The organism is Leifsonia sp. RAF41 (assembly GCF_052114085.1).
Lineage (GTDB): Bacteria > Actinomycetota > Actinomycetes > Actinomycetales > Microbacteriaceae > Leifsonia.
Genome location: NZ_JBFREB010000001.1, coordinates 3,259,980 through 3,281,254 on the forward strand (window position 1 = coordinate 3,259,980; position 21,275 = coordinate 3,281,254).

A 21,275-nucleotide genomic window follows, 5' to 3' on the forward strand; every position below is an offset into this window, starting at 1 on the left:
CGTCCATTCTCTCAGCGGTGAGAATGGACTGTGCACAATCTCGGTCTGCTCTTCGACGTCGACGGCCCCATCGCGAGTCCCGTCACCCGCACCATCGCCATCCGCAGCATCGTCACCGACCTGGTCTCGATGGCGGCGGCGGGCGTCCCGATCGCCTTCATCACCGGGCGGTCGGGGGATTTCATCCGCCACCAGGTGGTCACGCCGCTGTGCGACGCCGGGCTCGGGGAGGCGCTCGACCAGCACGGAGCGCGCATGTTCGGCGTGTTCGAGAAGGGCGGCGCCTGGGCGCCGATCACGGGTGCTGGGATGGGCGAGGTCACCGTCGACGAGACCGTCGCGTTCTCCCCCGAGGCTGTGGACGGCATCCGCCGGCTCGTGCGCGACCGCTTCGCCGACACGATGTTCTTCGACGAGACGAAGCGCGCCATGATCTCGGTCGAGCAACGCACCGACGTGGATGCGGAGACCTACCAGGAGGCGCAATCCCGGTTCCAGGACGCGGCGTTCGAGCTGCTGACCGGCCTCGGCGTCGGCCTGCGCTACGGCGAGCGCGTCGCCCCCGATGCGGACGGCGCGGTGCCGTACCGCATCGACCCGACGATCATCTCGACCGACATCGAGTCGGTGCTGCTCGACAAGGACCGCGGGGCGCAGCGCGCGTTCGACTACTTCGCGGCACGGGGACCCCTGCCGCGGCGCTGGCGCTCGGTCGGCGACTCCCGCAGCGACTACAAGATGGCAGACTTCGTGCACGACGCCGGCTACGAGGTGGCACACGTGGATGTGCGCCCCGCCGACGGCGTGCTCGAACGGCCCTACGAGGTGATCACCATCGGCGACGCGATCCACGACGACGCGGGTGCCGAGTTCCTCGCCCACTGGCGCCGCGAGTTGGGCCTGGACGCGGCTGTCTGACCCTCCGTTGCCGCGCGGGTTTGGACTCAGCCCAGCTCGCGGCCGCGGTTGCGGCGGCGGATCTCGCGGGGCGCCCGGCCGCCGAGGAACGAGCGGGCCGGGTCCACCAGGAAGCCCTGCCGCAGCGCCTCGCGACCGACCAGCATCCGGAAGCCCATCTGGTCGCGGTTCGTGAGCGTCGTCTCCGCCCGCACCGGGCGGCCGCCGAGCACCAGGTCGAGCAGCACGACGATCCGCTCCTCGGTGTGACCGGACGAACTCCGCACCACACGGCGGTCGTGCACCGCGCACTCGGCGGTCACCGCATCCCGATCGGTGTCCTGCCAGGGGTGCACCTGGAAGCGCACCCGGTCGCCGGGGAGTTCCTCGATGTCGAAGGCGTGGAGGGACGAGCTGCGCGCCCCGGTGTCGACCTTCACCTTGATCCAGGACACGCCGATCCCGGGCAGGTTGACCCACTCACGCCAGCCGACCGTGTCGGTGGTTGGATGGGTCTCGGCCATTCCCCCATCTTCGCAGGAGCAGACCCGTGAAACTCGCCATCCTCTCGCGCGCCCCGCACGCTTACTCGACGCAGCGACTGCGAATGGCGGCCGAGAACCGCGGTCACACAGTGCGGGTGCTGAACACGCTGCGTTTCGCGATCGACCTCTCGGGCGACGAGCCCGACCTCCAGTACCGGGGTCGCCTGCTGTCGGATTACGACGCGATTCTGCCGCGCATCGGCAATTCGATCACGTACTACGGCACCGCGGTCGTGCGGCAGTTCGAGCAGATGGATGTGTACACGCCGAATACCGCGAACGGCATCACGAACTCGCGGGACAAGCTGCGGGCGACGCAGATCCTCTCGCGCCACAACATCGGGATGCCGCGAACCGCCTTCGTGAGCAGCCGGGCCGACGTGCAGATGGCGATCGAGCGGGTCGGTGGGGCGCCGGTCGTCATCAAGCTGCTGGAGGGCACGCAGGGGATCGGGGTCATCCTCGCGCCGGAGGCGAAGATCGCCGAGGCGATCATCGAGACGCTGCACTCGACGAAGCAGAACGTCCTCATCCAGAGCTTCATCGCCGAGAGCCGTGGCCGCGACATCCGCGCGCTGGTTGTCGGCGACCGCGTGGTGGCCGCGATGCGGCGGGTGGCGAGCGGCGACGAGTTCCGCTCGAACGTGCACCGCGGCGGAACCGTCGAGAAGGTGACCCTGACGCCCGAGTTCGAGGAGGCGGCGGTCCGCTCGGCGCAGATCATGGGATTGCGCGTCGCCGGCGTCGACATGCTGGAGGGCAAGGACGGCCCCCTCGTGATGGAGGTCAACTCCTCACCCGGGCTGGAGGGCATCGAGCGGGCGACCGGGTTGGATGTGGCCGGCGCGATCATCGACTTCATCGACAACCAGGTCGCGTTCCCCGAGATCGACGTGCGCCAGCGGCTCAGCGTGTCGACGGGCTACGGCGTGGCGGAACTGCTCGTGCACACGAATGCGGACCTGGTCGGCAAGTCGCTGCGCGACTCGGGCCTGGCTGAGCGGGACATCTCCGTGCTGACGCTGCACCGCGGAACGTCCGTCATCCCGAACCCGCGCAGCGGCGTGGTGCTCGAGTCGGGCGACCGGCTGCTGTGTTTCGGTCGGCTGGAGGAGATGCGGTCCATGATCCCCGACCGCCGCAAGCGCCGCGCCAAGGTGCGCAAGCTGCCGAAGGCTGCGCAGGAGGCTCTCACCGAGGAGTAGGCGCACTCACGCGCACCTCAGACGATCGGCTGCTCCGCCATCCGTGCGCGCTCGGCGCGGCGGTAGTGCCGAAGGATGAGCCAGAGAGTGAGGATGCCGCCCGCGGCCACCACGATCAGCACGACGATGTACAGGATGCCGGCCAGCGCGGTCACAGCAGACGAGGTCTGTGCGGTGAGGCCGCCGGCGGTGGCCAGCTCCTCCAACGCCCGTCCGTTGACGATGAGCGCGATCACGGCGGCAAGGTCGCTCGCCGAGTCCCACAGCCCGTGGAGGATGGCGACGCCGACGTAGGTGACGACAACCCACGGTGAGAACCGGAAGCGCGTGGCGCCGCGGGCCGCGCCGAACAGCACCGCGCCGAGCACCGCCGTCCACAGCACATGGCCGACCGGTGCCAGGATGGCGCGCAGCACCTCGGTCTGCAGCAGGGAGACCAGGTCGATGCCGCGCGCGGTGATGGCCGCGTTGAATGCGTAGCCTGCCGACTCGAACGCGGCGAAACCCGCGCCGACCGTCGCGCCGAGCAGTGCACCCTGCATGGCCGTCTTCGGCACGACCCGCCAGCCGATGATGACCAGCAGGACGGCCTTCACCGCCTCCTCGATCAGCCCGACCAGCAGGTACATCCAGTAGCTCTGGTGCAGGTTCACCTCGAGCAGGGAGGCACCGAGCACACCGAAGATGCCGCCGACGAAGAACGCGAGCACGAGCTGGAGCGAGCTGATGCTCCCGGTGACGCGCTCGATGGCGAACAGCACGACGCAGAACGGGACCAGGAAGCTGCCGAGCAGGATCAGTGTCGGGACGAGGTTCGTGTTCTGGGTGGTGGCGGTCACGACAATGGTCAGGATCCACAGCGCCAGGCCCGTGAGCAGCGTCTTCCACCACCAGCCGTGATGATGATGCGGGTGCGGGACACCATCCGGCCGGTCCACCGATTCTGCGGTCATGATCATCCCCATCCCGGAGCGGTCGACATCCTGCGGGACATCATCCCACCGGGCGGGCACGGGGTGAGCCCGTACCCGCCCGCGTGGTCAGCCGCGTTCGCCGCGGCGGCGGCGGATCGCGTTCAGCGCGATCAGGAGCCCCCCGAGCAGCGCGGCGAGCGCCGCCCATCCGGCCGCCGGGACGACGTCCGAGCCGGTGGACGCGAGGCCCGCGTGCGGCGGGTCCATCACCGTCGCGCAGGAGGCGGCCGGGTCACCACAGGTGCCTGCCGCGGACGAGTCCATCCACGGTCCGCTCGGGGTCTCGACCGAGGCGCGGTTCACCGTGTCGGTGGCGGCGATCAGCTTCGTGGTCACCGTCATCGTCGCCGATTCTCCGGCAGCGAGCGCGGGGATGGTCCAGTGCAGGGTGCCCGGACCGTTCGTCGCCTGGGGAACCGTACTGAGCACCTGCAGGCCGGTGGGCAACGTGTCCGTCACCTTCACGTTGGTGGCGTCGATCGCGCCGTCGTTGGTGACGCGGATCGTGTACACGATCGTGTCGCCGACGGTGGCGCTCGCCCGGTCCGCCTGCTTGAGGATGCGCAGGTGGCCGATCAGGAAGGTGTTCGTGACCGTCACCGTCGCGGCCGCGCCGTCAGGGACCGTGACGGTCCCGTTCGCGGGGTCGAGGGTGCTCGCGGTGGCGAGTCCCGCATCCGTCTCGTCGACGACGCAGGATGCGCCGGCCAGGATGCCGTCGACGGTCGCCGTGTAGCCGTTGGCCTTCGAGAGCTCCTGTGTCGCGTCTGCGCCGAGGTCGATCGGGGTGACGACACCGTCGATCACGGCCGTGCAGGTCAGCTGCACGGTGAACGGGCCGGCGCCGAACAACGCCACACCCGGTCCGATGCGCTTCTTGTCGATCGTGACCGAACCGGTTGCGAAGGTGTTCGTGATGGTGACCGCGGCAGGGCTCCCCGCGGGCACGGTCACGCCGGCGGCAGGTGCGACCGCAACCGAGGTGGCCCCGCCCGTCGTCGTCTCGGTGACATCGCAGTGGGCTCCCTGGATGAGTCCGGTCACCGTCGCACGGTAGCCGCCGGCCGCATCCAGCACCACTTCGCCACTGTTCGGCAGCGGGATGGTGAGCGTCACGCCGTCCTTCACCCAGCTGCACACGAGCTGCGCGGTGAACGGGCCGTCTCCGTAGCGGGCGACGCCGTCGCCGGTGCGGACCTTGGTGATCTCGACGGAGCCCGCGGAGAACGTGTTGGTCACATCCACCGTCACGACGGCCGTGCCGGTGTCGTCACCCGGGATGACGACGGTCGGCGCGCTCACGGCGGTGCCGGTCGCGCCCCCGTTCGCGGTCTCGGCGACCGAGCACTCCGTGCCGGCCGGGAAGACGCCTGGCACGGTCAGGGTCTGCCCGCCGGCGATGGTCAGGTCGCCGTCGAACAGCGACTGGGTACCCGCGTAGATGCACTCGACGTGGAGGGTGAACGGTCCGTCGCCGTAGTCGGCCGCGGCGTTGCCGTCGACCGTTTTGGTGACGGCCAGCGTCCCTGCCGCGTAGTGGTTGCTCACCACGGCGGTGTCGTCGTCACGGACGGTCACCACGGCCTGCGTTCCGGCCGTCTCGGCGGCGCCGTCGACGGAGATCCCGACGTGGTTGGGCGAGACCGTGGCGCCATCGGCGTCGGTCTCGGTCACGGTGCAGGCTGCACCGACCGGCAGGCCCGCGATGGTGCGGCTGCCGCCGTCCGTGAGCGCGAAGGACGCGTCACCGGCGGCGAGAGGGACCGTGGCGCCGAGCGCCGACACACAGCTGACCGTGAAGGAGAACGGGCCGAACGCTCCCGCCGTCGCCGCCGTGTCCACGTGCTTCGCGACCGTGAGGGTCGTCAGCTCGTAGTCGTTGACGATCGCGATCGTCTGCGGGGCGCTGAGCGACCGGGCCACGTCGGCCGCGGCGATGGTCACGGACGACGGTGTGACCGTCCGCGTCGACTCGCCGTAGGAGCCGGTGGTCCCGCGCTCCACGACCTGGCAGACCGCACCCGTGGGGATGCCGTCGACAGTGGCCTTGTAGCCGTTCGCACTCGAGAGAGTCACCGACGCGTTCGCGCCGAGGACGACGGCGACGCCGTCGATCGTGCACGCGACGTTAGCGATGAAGCTCGTCGGCGCGTACTGAGCGGCTGGCCCGGTGACCGTCTTCGTGACCTGCAGCGGACCGCCGGTCAGGATGACCCCGGCCTTGATGGGCTCCTGCGGCCCCGCCGGCTGCGAACCCGACGCGTACGTCGGGTAGAAGCCGAACGAGTTCCAGGCACGCACGCCCGTTACGGGTGCGGTCACCGGAGCGTTGCCGTCCCCGGCGGCAGTGGTCGGGACGTTCGTCGTCGTGTACGTGACCTTGAGGGATGCGCCCGCGGCCAGGACGCCGCCCGGCGCCTTGCTGAAGTCGAACACCAGCTTCACCGCGGTGACCGACGCGGCGCCGATCGTGGTGCCGACCGCCGAAGCGGCGGTCCACGAACCGGCCGGGCAGGTTCCGCCGGGCGTGATCTCGCTCACGCACGGGTTCGCTGAGGTGGTGACGAACCAGTTCAGCACGGCACCGCTCGCGTCGGCCGACGGCAGGTAGGAGAGGTCGCCGTTGAAGCGCGGCGCGTAGACGGAGCCGCGCGGGGACGGGTCCACGACGCCCACATCGCCGTTGTGCGGGAACACGTCCACGGCGGTCAGTGCGGTCGCCGGCACGTTGCCGCCGTTGGTGAGCTCCAGCTTCCACGAGTCGGTGTGCCCGATCCCGCTGAGGGCGGCGCACGGGTACCGGTAGTAGCCGTCGCTGTCGGCGGTGCAGGGGACAGCCGCGTTCGCGACGTTCTGTGAAGCGCCGGTATCGGACTTCACACCCTTGGAGGCGGCGAACGAGCCCTGGGACAGCGTCGTGACCACGTTGGAGGTGGAGCACGTGTTGTTCGCGAAGGTCACCGCGCGGCCGTTGCCGGCGTTGAGCGCGGTGCAGCCGCTCGACGCCAGCGTGCGATCGGTTCGCACGCCGAACGAGTTCACGGCGGCAGACCCGGGCGGCAGACCCGGCTTGATCTGGAGCGACAGGGTGATGCTGTACGTCTCACCCGGCGCGAGCTGCGCGCCTGCCGGCCAGGTGAAGCGGATGCTGCGCGACGCGGCATCGTAGGCGCGCGTCACGCTCGCCGCATCGGTCGGCAGCGTTCCGCCGGTCGACGTGCTGTACGAGGGGACGTTCGTGGGCACGAACAGAAGCGAGCCGTCCGCGGGCAGCGTGTCGGTGACCACGGGGTTCGGCAGCACGCCGGTGCCCGTGTTCTTGAAGCGCAGCGTCCAGTTGACCTCGCGTCCGGAGGCCGCCTGGCCGGGGCTCGTCTTCTCGACGGCGATCGCGGCGGTGCCCGGGTCGACGGTGAAGGTCGCGTTCGCCGAGGCTTGCGGCGCCTTCACCGCGTTGTACGAGGCGTTGGCGAGCACGGTGTCGGTGATCACACCGGCTGCGGTCTCGCCGGGCATCGGCGCCGTCACGGCGCTCGACGTCACCGGGCCCGAGCCGTCCCGCAGCGAGGAGCGCAGCGACACGCTCAGACGCACGTTGACGGCGCTCGCACTGGCGGCGAAGGCCATGCCGTCGGCGCGCGTGTAGGTGAACCGCAGGCCCGTGACCGCAGCCGCCGTCACTCCCGCCGGCAGGGCGGCGGTCGCGATGGTCGTCGGTGTGCCGCTCGTCCAGACCGCCTGCGAGCCCTGGCCGGTCTGCGCGTCGACCTGCACGCGGTCGGCGTTCGTTGGGGTGTTCGGCAGCGCGAAGGATTTCAGGGTGAAGGCGTTCCAGAACGTGGCGGCGGAGTCCTCGATGACGAGTATCTTGGGCGCCAGCGTGCCGGTGGAGCGGGCACCCAGGTCGACCAGGATCGGGTCGGTCGGAGCGGCCTGCAGTGTGTGCGTCGGGGTGAACGCCTTGGTCGTGGCGACCTGGAGGTTGCCGTTGGCCAGCGCGACGGACGCGCTCTGCGAATCCGCCGCGATGGTGTCCGGGTAGACGTCGTCGTGCAGCGTGCCGTGCGCGGTGTTGTTCACCGTGCCGGGCACCAGCGCGGCGCTTCCCGACCGTGTGGTCGGGCGCAGCTGGGTGGACAGGGTGACGGTCGCCTTCTGGCCCGGCGCGATACTGCCTCCCGAGCCGTCGACGCCCTGCGCATTCGTCCCGCGGAACAGCACGCTCACGCCGACGACGTCGGCCAGCGAAGACGGCGTGAGCGCGGCCGCCTGCGCGATCGTGAGCGTCTGCACACTGAGCGTTCCGTCGGTCGCGCGGTGCAGCAGCGAGACGGAACTCTGCGACGCTTGCACGCCGGTCGCGAGCGTCGTGTTGATCGCGATCTTGGTCAGGTTGAGTCGCTCGAACGGGTTCGAGGCCGGGACGTAGGCGTCGAAGCTGCACGGGGCTGCACCCTGGGCGGCGTTGAGACAGTCGATCGGGTCGCTCAGCCGCAGCTGCCAGGTGCTCGTGGTCGAGGTGTTCTCGATCGACTCCGTGTAGGTGGTCGTCGGGTACGACGTCGCGGGCACATCCGACTGCGGGATCACCATGCTGGTCGGGTTTGCGGTCTTCGTCACCTTGGTGGTGAAGGTCGGATCCAGGATGAGGACGCGGTCGTCGGCGAGGCGGGAGAACGAACCGCCGGTGGCCGGCCGCGAGGTCACCGCCACCTGGTTGTCGACGGCGCCGGGCGATCCAGCGACGTTGTAGGTGCGGGTTCCGGTGATCCAGTCGTCGATCGCGGAGTTGCGGATGCTGTTGCGCAACTGCAGGTCGAGGTGCAGGGTGCGGGAGTTCGCGTCCGGGCCGGGGAAGGCACCGGCGGAGGCGCTCGCGACTCCCGAGCCGACGGCGGGGGCCGTCGGGTCAGCGGTCGCGGCGATGGTCGCGGCCCGATTCGGGCTCTCGACGAACGTCAGGCGTACGCCCTGGGTCGACGACTTCTCGGATGCGCTGAGCGTGTAGCCGGGGAAGGTCCCGTCGCAGCTGGCGACGGTCGCGCAGGCCTTGGCCGTGATGTCGTTCCAGCTGGTGCCGTCGAACAGCTCCACCTTCGAGACGGCGTCCCAGCGGATGAGCGGGTCGTAGGCTGCGCCCGCCGTCTGGGTAGGCGTGATCGCGTCGATACGTGTCAGGTCGAACGCCTGGAAGACGCTGCCGCTGAGCGGGGAGGGCGTCGCCGCATCCTGAACGGTCATCGACTGGACGCCGGTCACCTGGGTGCCCCAACCGAGAGTGACGCCCGTGGTGACTCGGGACTGCGCCTGGAGGATCTTGCCGCCGTCCCACGCCTTGCTCGCGGCCACGCCGCCGTCGCCCGGGCCGCCGGTGGTGGCCTGGATGCTGACGGAGCCGCAGTCGGTGGCCGGCTTGCTGGTGATGAGCATCCCGCCGTTGACCGTGCCGGTCGCGGTCGCGACAGAGCAGTTCTGATACGCCGTCGCGGCCGGGTAGGTGCCCGGGTTCGTCGGGCCGCTGTTGTCGCGGAGCTGGCCGCGCGCCACGAAGCCGATCGCCGGCTTCACGTTCGTCGCCTGGCCGAAGCCGTCAGCGTCGGCGAAGGTGAAGCGCAGGCCGCGGATGTCGGTGTGAGTCGTTCCGGCCGGCAGCTTGTCGTCGAGGACCGCGTAGTAGGTGACGGCCCGGGAGGTCGCATCCACCGTGTCCAGCGTCTTCCACGTGGTGCCGTCGGTCGTGTACTCGATCGTCAGAGTGGAACCGGACGGCACCGAGGTCGGGGCGATCGCCGTGGCGTCGAACGCGTTCCAGTACGCGGACGCCGGATCCTGCGGCTCGGTGATGACGATGGAGTTCGGGCGCACCGAACTCGATCCGGCCGGCGTCTGCGCCGACAGCTGCACCAGGCTCGTGCCGCCCGGGATGAGCGTGCCGGGCGAGACGGTCTTGTCGAGGCTGATGTCCACCTCGGGGAAGTAGACCTCGAGGTCGGCGTTGGCCACGTCCGTTCCGGTGCCGGCGGCGTTCGTCCCCGCGACAGTCACGTTGTTCGGGTAGGTGACGAAGCCGGATGCGACCGGTCCGGCGGCGAGCGTGGTCGTGACGGTGAACGGGATGACCGCACTGGCGCCCGTGGCGATCGCACCCGTGTAGGTCACCAGGAAGCCGGTGATGTGCTGCCCTGCTGCGAGCGTCGGCGTCGACGGCAGTCCGGAGGCGGTGTCGAAGGTCGAGTCGCCCGGAGCCGAACCCTGGTCGACGAACCAGGTCACCCGTCCCGCGGTCGCTCCCTGCGGCCAGGCCTGGCTGCCGGTGAAGCCGCCGAAGAGGACCTTGTCGCTGAAGAAGGAGCCGGTACCCGGCTCCCGGACGGTGAGCGTGTCGAGCACGCCGGTTGAGGTGTTGGTCGCCGTCAGGGTCGCACCGGTGCTCTGCCCGGCGGGCAGCTGCGGAACGGTGAACGTCTTGTCGGCCGACACCGTCGCTGTCAGTGGTGCGACGACCTGCTTCGCCGAGGCCAGAACCGCCTGGCCCGTTCCGCTCGGAGTGATGACGCTCGCGCCGACGGTGTTCGTGCGCGTTCCGCCCGCGGCGATCCCGGCTCCCGTGCTCCGGTCGGTGGCGCGCTGCGCGAGGGTGACGACGAGGGTTCCCGCCGCTCCGCCTGCGGCGATGGTGGCGCCGGTGCTCGACCCGAAGGTCAGGCGCAGGCCGATCACATCCGACGGCGCAACGCCCGAGGGCAGCGTCGCTGTCGCGCCCGCGGGGCCGTCGACCGTCCCGCCCGCGGTGACTGCGGTGACCTGGATGGTGTCGGCGCCCGCCGGGAAGGTGACAGGGCCGAAGCCGGTGAAGTCGTAGAAGCGGAAGGTGGCCCCCGCGGCGGAGGGATCAGCCGGCTCGACGACCGTCAGACCGCTGGCGTCGATGTTCGAGGTGTTCTGGACGGTCAGCGTCGCGGCGGAGGTCTCGCCGGGCCGGAACTGGGTGGACGAAGGCGTCCAGGTCTTGCCGACCGTCGCCGCGATGACATCGGGCACGTGAAGCGTCACCGGGCGCGAGGCCGTGACGGTGGTGGCGTTGGAGGCGGTGAACGTGCCGGTGTTGGTGAGGGTCTGCCCGTCGAACGACTTGGGCGTGGCTGCCGGAAGCATGACCTGCACCTGGACCGAGCCCGTGGTGCCGGCGGCGAGGCCCGTGCTCGCCGGAGTCGTGTTGGGGACCGCATCCTGGAACTGCACCTTCACGACGTTGCCGGTCACGCTGGCGGTGACACTGCCGGCGCCCACAACGCTCGGCTGTCCGACGACGACCAGCGGCGCGGGGACCGGATCGGTGATGGTCGCATCCACGCACCCGGTCGTGGTGGACGAGCACCCGAAGTTGAGCGTGTAGAGGAACTGCTGGCCCGGCGTGGCGTCCGTGACGGTGGACGTCTTCGACAGGTTGAGGACGCCCGAGCCGAGGTCGGCGGCGCTGGCCGCGGGTGCGCCCATCGCGAGCGCTCCCACCAGGGCGAGCACGACACCGGTGGCGACGGACGCCGATGCGCGGAGCGTACGACGCTCGCGAGAGGCGCGACGGATTCGGGTGTTTCGGGCAAGAAGGCGCGTTCGGGCGCGCGCCAAGAGGCGTCGGGTAAGCACGTGTCCCCCAAGGGCACAAATCGGGTAAGCGATGACCGACCGCGTGGGTACACGGCTCACCTGTTTCGGGCAGGTGGACTCGCCCGGTTTCGGGCAGGCGAGGTGGTCGTCGCTCTCTTTCTAGCGGCACATGCATGCATTCGCATACCGTTCACCGTGCCCCAGTTCAGGGGGTTTTGGGCGAACATCCGGTATCCGCACCACCCGAGAAGGGGTCAGGCGAGGGCGCGGAAGGCCGCAATCCCCTCGCGGACGAGGGCGCGGAGATCAGGATGTCCGGGGGAGGAGACCCAGCGCTCGAAAGCCAGCCGGAACGCGGCCATCGCGACCTCGGCGGCGATCGCGGCCTCCATCGCAGATGCGCCGCGGTCCTGCAGCGCTCGGGAGCTGGCGGACGTCACGGTGGACAGCTTCAGCAGCTCGCGCTCCAGAAGACTGGGGTTCGCCGCGACCACGGCGGCTCGAAGGCGCGGGAACTCGAGGTCCGGCGTGCTCTGCAGGAATGCGGCTGCCGCGTCCATGCCCGCGGCTGCCGCGTCGAGAGCGGACGCGGTCGACGGGGCGGCGGCGACGCCGTCGAGAACTCGCTGCTGGAACTCGGCGGAACCGTCGAAGAGCACCTCGCGCTTGTCGGCGAAATGGCGGAAGAACGTGCGCTCGGTGACTCCGGCGCGGGCGGAGATGTCAGCGACGGTCGTCTGCTCGAAGCCCGGGTCGGCGTAAAGCTCGAGGGCGGCGCGCAGGAGGCGTCCGCGCGCTCCCGGCTCCCAACGTCCCATGCGGCCAGTGTAATGAATGCGAGCGGTGATGACAGCGGCTGACATCAGTGTTACGCTGCCGGTAGTAAGTGACGTCAGTCACTGACATCAGGAGAAGGGAAGCGCGACATGCGCGTATTCGTTACCGGAGCATCGGGCTGGATCGGCTCGGCCGTCGTCCCTGAACTACTCGGAGCTGGACACCAGGTCGCCGGGCTTGCCCGGTCGGAGCGGTCGGCGGAGCGGCTGCGGGCCGCCGGCGCGGAGCCTTTCGCCGGGAACCTCGACGACCTCGAAGCCCTGCACGCCGCCGCGTCGGCGGCCGACGCGGTCGTCCACCTGGGGTTCAAGCACGACTTCAGCGACTACGCCGCCTCCGGGGCGACCGAGCGCGCGGTGATGGAGATCTTCCTCGACGCCCTCGACGGGACCGGCAAGCCGCTCCTGTTCGCCTCGGGGATCGCGATGGTCGCGCCCGGACGGATCTCGACAGAAGACGACGTGAGCCCGTACAGCGGGCCGGACGCGCCGCGCGGAGGCGTGGAACCGCTCGCTTTCGGAGCCGCCGCCCGGGGCATTCGCCCGGTGGCGTTGCGGTTCGCGCCGACCGTCCACGGCGCCGGGGACCACGGCTTCGCGGCGGTGCTCGCCGGAATCGCGCGCGAGAAGGGGGTCGCCGGCTACGTCGGGGAAGGGACGAACCGCTGGCCGGCCGTCCACCGCAGCGACGCGGCCCGCCTGGTGCGGCTCGCCCTCGCCGACCCGGAGGCATCGCCCGTGGTGCACGCGGTCGCCGAAGAGGGCAATCCCACCCGGAAGTTCGCCGAGGCGATCGGCGCTGCCGTCGGGGTGCCCGTCGCCTCCATCGATCCGGGTGACGCGGACGCGCACTTCGGGTGGATCGGCGCATTCTTCGCCAGCGACATCCCCGCATCGAGCGCCCTCACCCGCGCACGGCTCGGCTGGGAGCCGACCGGCCCGACGCTCTTCGACGACCTGGCCGCCGGCCACTACTCCGCTGCCGCTGCCGCCTAGCCCGCTCCGCCTCCCCCCGAGTGATCGGGGGGGGGGGGGGGGGGCGGACCGGTCAGGCGGGCGCCGTGGGCGTGGGCGGTCCGGCCGGCGGCGCCGCCGGGGGCACAGCCGGCGGAGCGGCCGGCGTCGCGCCCTCCGGCGCGGTGGACCCCGGATTCACGAGCACGTCGTCGAACACCGCCCTCTCCTGCGCGTTCCGCTGGTCCCACGACGGCCGCCGCAGCGCGTAGAAGATCAGCGGAGGCACCCCGAGGATGACCACCACCACGGCGACCAGCAGCGGATACGCCCATCCCGGCGCCCCCTGAGCGAAACCCTCCGGAGGCACGAAGCCGAGTGCGAATGCCGCGAAGCACGCGATGAACCCGATGGTGGCGATGAGCCCCATGGCCGGGGTCCGGTACGAGCGCACGACCTGTGGATGGGTCCGGCGCAGCCGCATCGCCGCGGCGAACATCATCATGTACATGACCAGGTAGAGCGCCGCAGCCATGTCGACCAGCAGGATGAACGCCGTGTTGATGTTCGGCACGAAGATGAACAGCGCCGCCAGCAGCGTCACCACGATGCCCTGCACGTTCAGGATGCCGATCTGCACACCTGCCTTGTTCCGCTTCTGCAGAAAGACGGGCAGGTATCCGGATCGCGCTGCCGCGAGCAGTCCGCGCGACGGCCCCGCGATCCAGGTCACGACCGACGCGAACGCGCCGAGTGCGATCAGCAGCGAGATCCAGGGGGTCGCCCATCCCATCCCCCAGGCGTCGAAGTACGTCTGGAACGCCAGGTTGATGCCGGTGGTCAGGCCCAGCTGGGACGACGGAACGGCGACCGAGATCGCGATGGTCGGGAAGATGAAGATGCCCAGGATGAGGATGGATGCGATCAGCACCGTCTTCGGGTACCCCTTGCCCGGGTTCTTGAGGTCGTTCGCGTGGACGGCGTTCACCTCCATGCCCGCGTAGGCCAGTACGTTCGACACGATCAGCACGATGGATGCGATTCCCGTGAACGGCGGGATTATCGCCGAGGCCTCCAGCGGAGTCTGGCTCGTCTGCCCGGTGCCGAGCCAGATCGCCCCGAACAGGATGAGGAGGACGCCGGGGAAGATCGTGCCCGCGAGTCCCGACCACGAACCGACCTTGGCGAACAGGTTCCCGCCGCGCAGCGTGATGAACGTCGAGAACCAGTAGATCACCAGGATGACGACCGCCGTATAGAAGCCGGAGTTCGCCAGGTTCGGATCCAGGAACACGAAAGCCAGCGACGCGGCGATGAACGCGATCTGGGTCGGATACCAGACGACGTTCTGCACCCACTGCAGCCAGATCGCCTGGAACCCCCACTTCTCGCCGAACGCCATCCGCACCCAGGTGAAGACGCCGCCCTTCCACCCCGTCGCCAGCTCTGCCGCGACCAGCGCCACGGGGATGAGGAAGAAGATCGCCGGGATGATGAACAACGTCACCGACCCGAGGCCGTAGCCGGCCATCGCGGGGAGGCTGCGCAGCGAGGCGACGGCCACAACCGTCAGCATGGCCAGCTGCGTCAGGCTCATGAATTTGGCTGACGTGGTGCCGGGCGAACCGATCGCCGGCTTGTGCGGCACCCCGCCGAAGGGGTGCGGCTTCACGTGCTCGGGCGACGGCGCCACTGTGCCGTCCGCCCGCGTCTGCCGAGCCGACGTGTTTCCGGGCTCGCTTGTTGTGGTCATCGTCATCTCCCGATCATGTGCGGCGCACTGCGCCGGATCTGCCGTCCGCCCGGAGTGCGGTCAGTGGGTGAAGGAGCTCGCCTGGACCTCGCCCGGCATCGGACTCTCGAGCCGGTCCAGGTAGTCGACAGCCTCGCGGATGTCGAGGACGAGCGACTCGGCCAGGTTGCGGCTGAGTCCGTTGCGCACGACGATGCGCTGCACGGTCAGGTCGGCGAGGTCGTCCGGCATGGGGTAGGCCGGGATGAGCCAGCCCTTCAGGCGGAGCCGCTCGGACAGGTGGTACAGCGTCCAGTTGTCGGTGTGGCCCTTCTTCAGCTGCCACGCGAACACGGGGATGTCCGAGCCGTCGTTCCACAGTTCGAAGGCGGGCATCTTGGCGATCTCGCCGGAGAGGTAGAGCGCCACATCCTGCGACGCCTTCTGCACGCGGTAGTACCCATCCCATCCCAGCCGAAGGAACAGGTAGTACTGCAGCAGCACCTGCGCGCCCGGCCGCGAGAAGTTGAGGGCGAAGGTCGGCATGTGACCGCCCAGGTACGTCACGTCGAAGACCAGGTCGGCCGGGAGGTCGGCCGCGGTGCGCCACACGACCCAGCCGAGGCCGGGGTACACGAGGCCGTACTTGTGGGCGGAGGTGCTGATCGAGACGACGCGGTCGACCCGGAAGTCCCACGCGAGGTCCTTCTGCAGGAAGGGGGCGATCATCCCGCCGGATGCTCCGTCGACGTGGATCTTGACGTCCAGCCCGGTGTCGGCCTGGATGCGGTCGAGCGCCGCGGAGATCTGCTCCACCGGCTCGTACATCCCGGTGTAGGTGACGCCCATGATCGCGACGACACCGATCGTGTTCTCGTCGACGTACTTCTCGAGGTCGTTGCCGTCGAGCACCTTGTGCTCGTCGCTGATCGGCACGTAGCGGGCTTCCACATCCCAGTAGTTGCAGAACTTCTCCCAGCACACCTGCACGGCGCTCGACATCACCAGATTCGGCTTGTCGGTCGGCTTGCCCTCGGCCCGGCGCGCCTGCTGCCAGCGGCGCTTCAGCGCGAGGCCGCCGAGCATGCACGCCTCCGACGAACCGATGGTGGAGGTTCCGATCGCCAGCTCCGGATCGGGGGCGTTCCACAGGCCGGCGATGATCTTCCAGCAGCGCGTCTCGATGGCGGCGGTCTGCGGGTACTCGTCCTTGTCGATCATGTTCTTGTCGGCCGACTCGGCGTAGAGGCGGGCCGCGTGGTCGTCCATCCACGTGCCCACGAAGGTCGCCAGGTTGAGGCGCGCATTGCCGTCGAGCATCGATTCGTCGTGCACGATCTGGTACGCGGTCTCCGGCAGCGACTCCCGGTCCGGGATGCGGTCGACCGGCAGGTCGCTGTCCTCTCCCGGCCGGGCGAAGATCGGGTTGAGCTGGGTCCGGTCGCTGATCCCTGTGTACGCGGTCGTGGGCGGCTGCCCGGCCGACGACCGTCCCTTCGACTCTGCAATGGTCATGAGCGTGACTCCTCCGACGGCACCTGGTCCCGCCGCGCCGGGTGTGCCGTTCCAGGCGTGGCAGGGCACACGCTAATCACGGAGCATTCGGCCGCGCTAGACAGTGACCTCGGGTCAGGAACCCGAACGCTTCAGCGTCCCGATGGTGCTGCCGCCGTCATCCAGAACGGTCATGGAGTCGCCTGAGACGTTCCCGGTCGCGGCCTTGCTCAGCCAGGTGTCGACGCCCTCGCAGGCCATCATCGTGGATGCGATCGACCCGAACGTGATCTCGTCACCGTCGATCTGACCCTGCCCGCTGAGGCGGTTGCAGCCGTCGGTGCCGGAGAAAGTGCCGTCGCTCTGGATGTCGAGGTTGGGCTGACCGGACGACGTGGAGCCCCACCGGCCGACGACGGCCGCCCCGCTCGGGGTGCCGGCGCAGCCCGCGAGCAGCAGGATCGCCGCGAGTACGGCGGCGGTGCGGTGGATTCGGCGATTTTGCAGCATGATCCCTCCCGGTCGTTGGCCCGAAGCGTAGCGCCGGCGTTCGGCGCGGCGACAGTGGGCGCTCAATCGGAGGAGTTTCGGGGCGCCACCGACCGATTCTCCTGCATTCCGGGTGGGGCGCGGCACGGGGTCAGTCCGCGGGGGCGAGCACCTCATCCACCACCGCGAGCAGCTCCGGCCGGGCCAGGATACGGAAGTGGCCGCCGACGTCGAGCTCGATGTTGCGGGCGCCTTCGAGGCGGCTGCCTTCCGGGACGTGGGGGTCGAACCATCCCCAGACCGAGACGATCTGCGCATTCACTGCCCGGCTCAGCGCCAGCCGCACGAGCCCAGGGGTGTTCGGCATGAGGGCGCGGATGGCCGGGACGGGGATGAGCCGCGCCAGACTCGAACCCGCGAATGGGGTGGCGACCGTCACGGCCGAGCGGATCCGCGGGCCCGAGTCGGGCATGCCCATCAGGTACTTGGCGACCAGTCCCCCCTTGCTGTGCGCGACGATGACGACGCCTTCGAGGTCGTGCTCCTGCAGATGCCGGGTGACCAGTGCGGCAGCCTCCGGCACCGACATGCGGTTCCGCTCCAACGCGGTGACCACGTGCACCGGGTGCCCGGACGCGTGGATGTGGTCGGCCAGCGGACGGAGGAAGCGCCACGTCTCGTAGATGCCGGGCAGCAGCACGACCGGCGCGCGGTCGCCTTCGCCCGCGACCAGCGACTCGGGCGTGCCGCGGTCGAACACCGCACGCAGCTGGTGGCGGCCCGCGTAGACGTAGTCGAGGACGATGACCCCGGCGCGGCGCAGGAGCGTCCGCCTCATCCCGGCGCCCTCATCCCGGCACGCGTCGTCAGGGCACTCGTCGTCGCGGAACAGGTCACGACGGAACCTTCACGAGCCCGGCGATGAGCGCGGCGGTGCGCCACGGCGCCCCGTGCATGACCAGGTGCGCGACGCCGGGAACGACCTCGCCGGCACCGCGGGTGGCTTCCGCGAGCCGGGCGACCCAGTCGTCGCGCGCGATCGGGTCGCGGCCGCCGCGGACCACGACAACCGGGACGCGGGTGTTCTCCAACTCGCGCTCGGTGCGGAAGGTGAGCATGGCCGGCACGGTCGCAAGGTACCAGCGGACGCCGCAGTGCAGGTAGTCGCCGACGACGATGCGGTTGCCGCGCGCATCCTCCCGGAAGATGTCGAGCCCCAGCAGCGCGGCGGCCTTGATGGCGTTGCGGTCCTGAGGGGCCATGACCGGTCCGAGCAGTGCGATCCCACGGACGAGATCCGGCCGCCGGTCGGCGAGGGAGACGGCGACCTGCGCGCCCATGGAGTGCCCGACGACGACAGCATCCGACACGCCGAGCCGATCCATCGCCCGTGCGACCGAGTCCGCGAACTCCTCGATCGAAAGGCCCAGCTTCGGCCGTATCGGCTTCGCCTTACCGAACCCCGGGAGGTCGACGGCGATGACGCGCCCCTCTTCGGCGAGCGCCGGCACGAGCCGCTCGAAGTACCGCGAACTGACGCCGATGCCGTGCACCAGCACGAAAACCGGTCGCGGCGGCCCGACCGTGTCGACCGTGTCGGCGGTATCGACCGTGACGACAGCGTCGAGTTTCGGCGAGGCGTCACGGTCGTCGATCACTCCCCCACGGTATCCCGGTTCCCGTCGAACGATCGGAACGGCCGCCGTGCGCGGCCGACCCGTTGAAAACCTGACGGAGAGGCGTAGCTGTGGAGAAGTACTAGCCCCACCGGCAGCGGAAGGAGTACGACAGGATCATGCCCGCATCAGAGGAGCTCCCCTCCACCCTCGAGCGGTCCGACAAGCACGCGCGGGCCCTCTGGTCGAAGGCGCACGACTCGGCGGTGAAGGAGTATGGCGAAGGCGAGCGCGCCCACCGGACGGCATTCTCAGCGCTCAAGCACGAGTACGAGAAGGTCGGCGACCACTGGGAGCGGAAGGCCGAGAACGGTCCCTCAGACCGCAAGGCCGCCGGCGGCCGGGACACCGATGCCCCCACCGAGGAGGGTGTCGACGCGAACGCCTCCAAAGCGCACCTGCTCGACATCGCCAAGCGGCTCGACATCTCGGGCCGCAGCCGGATGACCAAGGACGAACTGATCGACGAGATCAAGCGTGCGAACCGCCGCGAGACTGCCGCTAAACGAAAGAAGAGCTGACCCATGGGCGATGTGATCGCGTTCATCCTGTGCTTCCTGCTGTTCCTGGTGGGCATCTTCCTCCTCGGCCTGGCCGACACGCTTCCCGCATGGCAGGGCCTGGTTTTCTTCGCCGGGATTCTCTGCATCGCGCTGTCGTTCGGCATCCCGGTCCATGTGCTGGGCCACGCCGACTGACCGACGAGCCCCACTCGCGTGACTGTCAGACGCTCGCGATAGCGTGGCCCGATGGCTGATCTCACGCGCCTGCACAGCCACACCTCCGACCCGGAGGAGGCCGATGCGGCTATGGCTGCCGCCGGTGGGCGGTTCGCTTTCGCCACGCTCCCGCAGACCGATTTCTCGTTCGAGGTCGAGCAGGTCATCGACTCGGCGTTCTCGGTCGCCCGTTACAGAATCGGCGGTGAGTGGGAGACGTCGGGCGACTTCGACGACCTCGTGATCGTCAACGTCCGCAGCGGCCCCTACCGCTGGGACATCGACGGGGAGCACGGTGTCGGGAGGCGCGCGCCCTTCCTCATCCGCCCGGGACACGACTTCACCTGCTACGCGGAGAACAGCGACGTCGTCAACATCTTCCTCTCGCCGGAGATCCTCGGTGATGTGGCACGCACAGCGTTCGGGCATGAGGGTCCGGTCGTATTCGACTCGGCCGAGACCGCCGGCCCGCGCCACGCGGAGTACATGATGACCGCCGCGACCGTGGCGGCGGAGTACATGGAGTCGGGCACGATGCGCCACCCGCTGGTTCGCGCAAGCCTGTTCCATTCTCTGTCGATGTCGGCGCTGCAGTCCTTCCGCCTGAGCACCGACCCGCGCGAACGGCCCCTGACACCTGCAGGTCTCGTGCAGACGCATCGACTCGCCCGCCAATTCATCGACGACCATGCCTCGCTGCCGATCACGGTCACGGACATCGCCGGGGCAGCGGGTACGACCATCACCCAGCTGAACGCGGCGTTCCGGGCGCATCAGGGGACGACGGCGCGCGACTACCTCCTCCGGGCGCGGCTCTCCGCGGCGCAGACCGACCTGCTGGCGTCGGACGCCGCATCGACCGATCTCACCGACCTGGCCGCGCGCTGGGGGTTCGCCGACCTCGACCGCTTCTCCCGGCGTTATCGGTCCGAGTACGGCGAGTCTCCCGCGACGACGCTCGACCGGGTGAGGTCCGGGTCAGGCCGGCGGTAACGCGCGTTTCGGCCGAAGGCCTGGGGTGATCGGCAGCAGGGCGGCGACGACGGAGGCGACGGTGGCAGCGATGAAGGGGCCTGCCGCGCCGAGCGCATCCCCGAGCACGCCGGCGACGGCGGTGCCGGTCGCCGCGCCGATCAGGCCCGCGGTGTTCAGCCAGCCGAACGCCTCGGGCGTGGACGACTCCGGCAGCGCCTCCGACACCAGGGCGTAGAGGGCCGCGAGCGACGGCGCGAAGCCGAGGCCCGACAGGAACAGCACCCCGTAGAGCAGCGGGATGCCCGGGACGAGACCGGCCGCGGCGGTCGCGACGGCGACGCCGCCGAGGATGCCGGCGAGCCCACGCGGGCCGATCCGGCGGTGCCCGAACGCGATCCCGCCGATCAGCGAACCCAGGCTCGAGACGGCGATCGCCAGCCCGGCGAACACGCTGTTGCCGTCGAACCGGGCTACGAGAGCGATCTCCAGCGCCGCGAAAGACGCGATCAGCGCACAGCTGGCTGCGGCCGCCAGCCGCACCGCCCGGGTGAGCAGGACGATCCCCGGCCGCGTCTCACTGCGCGGCAGCCGAACGCCCGCGATGTGCGGGGTCAACACGAACCAGACGGTGCCGCCGAGGGTTACGCCGGCGGCGAGCACGAGCGGCGCCTGCGTCGACACCGCGCCGCTGAGGAGCGTCGCCGCGATAGGACCGGTGATCCAGATGAGCTCCTGAGCTGAGGTGTCGAGCGCGAACAGGGCGGGCACCGTCCGCCGCGGCACGAGCCTCGGATACAGCGCGCGCACGACGGGCATGAGCGGAGGCACGGACGCCCCGATCATCACCCCCAGCGCGAGCAGGAGCACCGGCTGCGGCGGACCGAACGCCAGGAGCAGCATCCCGGTCGCATTCAGCAGCGCGGCGGCCAATACCGGTGGCCGGATGCCCAGTACGCCAACCGAACGGCTCACCAGCGGCATCGCGACCGCCTCGCCCACACTCACGCACGCGACCACCAGGCCGGCGAGCGCATACGACCCGGTCGCGTGCCGTACATGCAGCAGGACGGCCAGCGACAGCATCCCGAGCGGGAAGCGCGCCACCAGTTGCGAGACGGTGACGCGCAGGACGCCGGGGACGCGGACGAGCTCCAGGTACGTCCGCACCCCG

The 21,275-nt window shown here is 70.0% G+C and carries 16 protein-coding genes; 6 read left to right on the forward strand and 10 right to left on the reverse strand.

Features of this window, described 5'->3' with window-relative positions:
• Positions 1-30: 30 nt before the first annotated feature.
• The gene (locus AB4Y74_RS15835) at positions 31-918 is read left to right on the forward strand and encodes a hypothetical protein (protein ID WP_441800020.1); all 888 of its coding nucleotides are present in this window, start codon (positions 31-33) and stop codon (positions 916-918) included.
• 26 nt (positions 919-944) lie between these two features.
• Here AB4Y74_RS15835 and AB4Y74_RS15840 read toward each other — a convergent pair whose 3' ends face one another.
• A complete protein-coding gene (locus AB4Y74_RS15840; protein WP_441800021.1) occupies positions 945-1,421 on the reverse strand; it encodes an ATP-dependent zinc protease family protein in 477 nt (158 codons plus the stop codon).
• Between the two features lie 26 nt (positions 1,422-1,447).
• Here AB4Y74_RS15840 and rimK point away from each other — a divergent pair, with 26 nt between their 5' ends.
• The gene (rimK, locus tag AB4Y74_RS15845) at positions 1,448-2,647 is read left to right on the forward strand and encodes a 30S ribosomal protein S6--L-glutamate ligase (protein ID WP_441800022.1); all 1,200 of its coding nucleotides are present in this window, start codon (positions 1,448-1,450) and stop codon (positions 2,645-2,647) included.
• Positions 2,648-2,664: 17 nt separating this feature from the next.
• On the opposite strand, the gene AB4Y74_RS15850 is transcribed toward rimK, so the two are convergent.
• The 3 genes from AB4Y74_RS15850 to AB4Y74_RS15860 all read right to left on the reverse strand — a co-directional run bounded on the left by AB4Y74_RS15850 (position 2,665) and on the right by AB4Y74_RS15860 (position 12,047).
• A complete protein-coding gene (locus AB4Y74_RS15850) occupies positions 2,665-3,600 on the reverse strand; it encodes a PrsW family intramembrane metalloprotease (protein WP_441800023.1) in 936 nt (311 codons plus the stop codon).
• Between the two features lie 87 nt (positions 3,601-3,687).
• Complete coding sequence (locus AB4Y74_RS15855) at positions 3,688-11,118, reverse strand: DUF5979 domain-containing protein (RefSeq protein ID WP_441800024.1); 7,431 nt, start codon at positions 11,116-11,118, stop codon at positions 3,688-3,690.
• A 365-nt stretch (positions 11,119-11,483) separates the two neighbouring features.
• Positions 11,484-12,047, reverse strand: a complete 564-nt coding sequence (locus tag AB4Y74_RS15860; RefSeq protein ID WP_441800025.1) for a helix-turn-helix domain-containing protein — start codon at positions 12,045-12,047, stop codon at positions 11,484-11,486.
• Between the two features lie 108 nt (positions 12,048-12,155).
• Here AB4Y74_RS15860 and AB4Y74_RS15865 point away from each other — a divergent pair, with 108 nt between their 5' ends.
• Complete coding sequence (locus AB4Y74_RS15865; RefSeq protein ID WP_441800026.1) at positions 12,156-13,061, forward strand: SDR family oxidoreductase; 906 nt, start codon at positions 12,156-12,158, stop codon at positions 13,059-13,061.
• 52 nt (positions 13,062-13,113) lie between these two features.
• On the opposite strand, the gene AB4Y74_RS15870 is transcribed toward AB4Y74_RS15865, so the two are convergent.
• The 5 genes from AB4Y74_RS15870 to AB4Y74_RS15890 all read right to left on the reverse strand — a co-directional run bounded on the left by AB4Y74_RS15870 (position 13,114) and on the right by AB4Y74_RS15890 (position 18,392).
• Entirely contained in the window at positions 13,114-14,778 is a 1,665-nt protein-coding gene (locus tag AB4Y74_RS15870; RefSeq protein ID WP_441800027.1) for an amino acid permease, read from the reverse strand.
• Positions 14,779-14,832: 54 nt separating this feature from the next.
• A complete protein-coding gene (locus AB4Y74_RS15875) occupies positions 14,833-16,266 on the reverse strand; it encodes a glutamate decarboxylase (protein ID WP_441800028.1) in 1,434 nt (477 codons plus the stop codon).
• A 114-nt stretch (positions 16,267-16,380) separates the two neighbouring features.
• Positions 16,381-16,755, reverse strand: coding sequence for an META domain-containing protein (locus AB4Y74_RS15880; protein ID WP_441800029.1), 375 nt, complete (start codon positions 16,753-16,755; stop codon positions 16,381-16,383).
• A gap of 130 nt (positions 16,756-16,885) precedes the next feature.
• The gene (locus AB4Y74_RS15885; RefSeq protein WP_441800030.1) at positions 16,886-17,572 is read right to left on the reverse strand and encodes an esterase/lipase family protein; all 687 of its coding nucleotides are present in this window, start codon (positions 17,570-17,572) and stop codon (positions 16,886-16,888) included.
• A gap of 55 nt (positions 17,573-17,627) precedes the next feature.
• Positions 17,628-18,392, reverse strand: a complete 765-nt coding sequence (locus AB4Y74_RS15890) for an alpha/beta fold hydrolase (RefSeq protein ID WP_441800031.1) — start codon at positions 18,390-18,392, stop codon at positions 17,628-17,630.
• A 137-nt stretch (positions 18,393-18,529) separates the two neighbouring features.
• Between AB4Y74_RS15890 and AB4Y74_RS15895 the strand changes: the two genes are divergently transcribed.
• From AB4Y74_RS15895 to AB4Y74_RS15905, 3 genes are read left to right on the forward strand one after another with little or no spacing between them, the layout of a single operon-like run.
• Positions 18,530-18,931, forward strand: a complete 402-nt coding sequence (locus tag AB4Y74_RS15895) for a ChaB family protein (protein ID WP_441800032.1) — start codon at positions 18,530-18,532, stop codon at positions 18,929-18,931.
• A 3-nt stretch (positions 18,932-18,934) separates the two neighbouring features.
• Positions 18,935-19,108, forward strand: a complete 174-nt coding sequence (locus AB4Y74_RS15900; RefSeq protein ID WP_441800033.1) for a hypothetical protein — start codon at positions 18,935-18,937, stop codon at positions 19,106-19,108.
• A gap of 51 nt (positions 19,109-19,159) precedes the next feature.
• On the forward strand, positions 19,160-20,122 hold the full coding sequence (locus tag AB4Y74_RS15905; protein ID WP_441800034.1) for a helix-turn-helix transcriptional regulator: 963 nt from the start codon (positions 19,160-19,162) through the stop codon (positions 20,120-20,122).
• On the opposite strand, the gene AB4Y74_RS15910 is transcribed toward AB4Y74_RS15905, so the two are convergent.
• Positions 20,108-21,271 carry an MFS transporter gene (locus AB4Y74_RS15910; RefSeq protein ID WP_441800035.1) on the reverse strand — a complete coding sequence of 388 codons (1,164 nt, stop codon included), beginning with the start codon at positions 21,269-21,271 and terminating at the stop codon, positions 20,108-20,110. The genes AB4Y74_RS15905 and AB4Y74_RS15910 overlap by 15 nt on opposite strands.
• Between the last annotated feature and the right edge of the window lie 4 nt (positions 21,272-21,275).

Coding starts and splice junctions, on each gene's coding strand:
- AB4Y74_RS15840 (WP_441800021.1), bottom strand. CDS start 1,421: ATGGCCGAGACCCATCCAACCACCGACACGGTCGGCTGGCGTGAGTGG.
- AB4Y74_RS15850 (WP_441800023.1), bottom strand. CDS start 3,600: ATGACCGCAGAATCGGTGGACCGGCCGGATGGTGTCCCGCACCCGCAT.
- AB4Y74_RS15855 (WP_441800024.1), bottom strand. CDS start 11,118: ATGGGCGCACCCGCGGCCAGCGCCGCCGACCTCGGCTCGGGCGTCCTC.
- AB4Y74_RS15860 (WP_441800025.1), bottom strand. CDS start 12,047: ATGGGACGTTGGGAGCCGGGAGCGCGCGGACGCCTCCTGCGCGCCGCC.
- AB4Y74_RS15865 (WP_441800026.1), top strand. CDS start 12,156: ATGCGCGTATTCGTTACCGGAGCATCGGGCTGGATCGGCTCGGCCGTC.
- AB4Y74_RS15870 (WP_441800027.1), bottom strand. CDS start 14,778: ATGACGATGACCACAACAAGCGAGCCCGGAAACACGTCGGCTCGGCAG.
- AB4Y74_RS15875 (WP_441800028.1), bottom strand. CDS start 16,266: ATGACCATTGCAGAGTCGAAGGGACGGTCGTCGGCCGGGCAGCCGCCC.
- AB4Y74_RS15880 (WP_441800029.1), bottom strand. CDS start 16,755: ATGCTGCAAAATCGCCGAATCCACCGCACCGCCGCCGTACTCGCGGCG.
- AB4Y74_RS15885 (WP_441800030.1), bottom strand. CDS start 17,572: ATGAGGCGGACGCTCCTGCGCCGCGCCGGGGTCATCGTCCTCGACTAC.
- AB4Y74_RS15895 (WP_441800032.1), top strand. CDS start 18,530: ATGCCCGCATCAGAGGAGCTCCCCTCCACCCTCGAGCGGTCCGACAAG.
- AB4Y74_RS15900 (WP_441800033.1), top strand. CDS start 18,935: ATGGGCGATGTGATCGCGTTCATCCTGTGCTTCCTGCTGTTCCTGGTG.
- AB4Y74_RS15905 (WP_441800034.1), top strand. CDS start 19,160: ATGGCTGATCTCACGCGCCTGCACAGCCACACCTCCGACCCGGAGGAG.